This is a genomic window from Flavobacterium sp., assembly GCF_049590715.1.
In the GTDB taxonomy this organism is placed as follows: Bacteria; Bacteroidota; Bacteroidia; order Flavobacteriales; family Flavobacteriaceae; genus Flavobacterium.
In genome coordinates this window covers 1-1,838 of the sequence record NZ_JBAWDL010000001.1, presented here as the reverse complement: position 1 = coordinate 1,838, position 1,838 = coordinate 1, and the positions used below count along the sequence as shown (strand labels likewise).

Annotated in this window: 3 protein-coding genes; 1 reads left to right on the top strand and 2 read right to left on the bottom strand. The window is 34.8% G+C overall.

The window, feature by feature from the left end:
* The first annotated feature begins 90 nt into the window (after positions 1-90).
* A complete protein-coding gene (locus WBQ70_RS00015) occupies positions 91-450 on the top strand; it encodes a hypothetical protein (protein ID WP_423908801.1) in 360 nt (119 codons plus the stop codon).
* 148 nt (positions 451-598) lie between these two features.
* On the opposite strand, the gene WBQ70_RS00010 is transcribed toward WBQ70_RS00015, so the two are convergent.
* Together WBQ70_RS00010 and WBQ70_RS00005 are read right to left on the bottom strand one after the other, a co-directional pair.
* The gene (locus WBQ70_RS00010; protein ID WP_423908798.1) at positions 599-1,333 is read right to left on the bottom strand and encodes a hypothetical protein; all 735 of its coding nucleotides are present in this window, start codon (positions 1,331-1,333) and stop codon (positions 599-601) included.
* Positions 1,334-1,466: 133 nt separating this feature from the next.
* Positions 1,467-1,838: YHS domain-containing (seleno)protein (locus WBQ70_RS00005; RefSeq protein ID WP_423908795.1), on the bottom strand; the 372-nt coding region annotated here is incomplete at its 5' end.

Genomic DNA, 1,838 nt, shown 5'->3' with positions numbered 1-1,838 from the left:
TATTTATACGGATGCAAAGTGGGTAGATTCACATAATCCTAAGAACCTATTACTAGATGTAACTTTGTAAAAACATTAAAAGTTATAGTCATGAAAACAATAGCGTTAATTTTAGGATTTTTAGTAGTTTCTTTTAGTGCGGTGGCACAAGAGGAAACTAGTGTGAAACAGAGTGATTTAAAAGGTCCAGCTTTTAAAAATTATAAATCTTGGATGCACAAAACAGTGCCAACAAAAATATATTCAGAAAACAATAAAGCAGTGCTCCAAGGACCAGCGTATAAAAATGCGCAACCGTTGAAAAACACTTCAAAAGATCTTGTTGCAGTAAAAATAGGGAATTCTGAAAGACAAAAGTTGACTGGGCCAGCCTATAAAAACTATCAACCATGGAAAAATACTTCAAAACAAGACCTGGTTGCAGTGAAAACAGTTGATACTGAAAGATAAAAGTTATTCTAAAAGATATTTGAGTTCCTTACAAAGCAAAATAGGGATTGTGAGTTAGTCCCTATGTTTAGAAAATCAAAAACCTTTAGCTTTGGCTAAAGGTTTTTTTGTACGTGAAATATCTGTCTTAGCTTAACGATTAATTGAATTACATTCCTACAAACGGATCGACACCATTATTTATCTCTTCGATAGATTGTCCTATAGTAATGTTTTCTATATTTAAATCAATTAATCCTTTGTGACTAGTAGCGATTTTGACATGGTTTGGAAATATTTTCCAATCTTCCCAACTAGTTTCTAGTCCACCTACAGGGATGACGCTAACCCACATTTGCCATGCTTTCGGTACATAATACTCGTCTACAAACCACAAGTAGGAGTCACCCGGTGTACTTCCGCCAGAAGCATAGGTAATGAGTAGCGCTTCCTGATTGTCTAGCATTACAATACTTCTAGTAGTTCCAGCATCTCGCAATTTGAAAGGAGCAATTAGCCAGAAGGAATCGTTGTTAAAATAGTCGTTTGCTTTTTGTATGGCCTCAGCCTTATCTGTTTCGGTCAGTTTTTGATCGTTTTCATAAGCGACGCCTTCTTGGGTTTTAGTATTGTAAAGCACTGTTTTATCATCCCATTTTACTTGGACTAAATTACGTTTCTTGTCCCAAAGATAATGATGGTTGCCTACAAATGTAAAAGCAACTGCTGCAGTGCTATCCCAAGCTTTTTGGTTGATGGCAGCTTGAATTTTATCTGTAAGTTCTTCGGCTTTTGGACCTTGTTGTCCTTCTGGGATTGGTTTACTGATATAATATAAAAATGCTGCGGTACTGATTATTATAAAAAGAAGAAGGGCTGCTATTATTTTGAGAACTTTTTTCATGAAATAGATTTTGAAAATCAATCCAAAATTAATGAAATAACATCAGTAGGACGCGTTCTGTCAGGAATTATTAAACACAACAAAGGGTTTCGTTATTAAAACAAAACCCTTTTTGTCCAAATGGTGGTATTTACTATTTAATGGTTGCCCATTTTTTGTCAATCGTTTTAAGATATTTAGCTTCGTCTTTGTTCCAAATATCTAAAGTGTTTACTTGTTGACCATTGAAATCTCCATTGAAGAACAGGTATAATTTGTTGTCTACAATTTTGAAAGTCTCTGGATTGATTGAAAATTTTGAATCTTTTTCAGCTACACCCCAAGCGCAGTATCCATTACATTCAGGAAGGTATTTGTTAGGATTTGCTTTGAATGCTTTTGCATTGGCTTTCGAACTGAAATAATATCTTGTTTTGCCTATTTTTTCAGTTTGAGCGGCATTCCCTTTAACAGCTTTGTGATCTTTGAAATACGATACTACGTCATAACCACCTATGGCTAAACC